The 253-nt window shown below is 42.3% G+C and carries 1 pseudogene; it reads right to left on the reverse strand.

Features of this window, described 5'->3' with window-relative positions:
- A pseudogene (locus HMPREF2609_RS11030) lies at positions 1-253 on the reverse strand (hypothetical protein); the annotation flags it as partial.

Below are 253 nucleotides of genomic sequence, written 5' to 3' on the forward strand. Positions count from 1 at the left end.
AGGAAAACCATTCGGGAAGAAAAACTTCTTGCTCTTTTCCATTTCAGTCCAAGGGTACTCTGCCTCGTCTGCCGCGATGACTACTCGATTTTCAAAGAACTCTTCCATCTGGGACACGTTCTCTTGTGAAATATCAAAACCGTATCCCACAAGTACTTGATATGATCCACTACCATGTAGTGGACGACCAGCATAATTTACCTCCATGATCTCAAGGATATTTACACATGCGCTTATATCATCATCAGCCATA

It is taken from the genome of Rothia sp. HMSC058E10 (assembly GCF_001809415.1).
Classification (GTDB): Bacteria; Actinomycetota; Actinomycetes; order Actinomycetales; family Micrococcaceae; genus Rothia; species Rothia dentocariosa.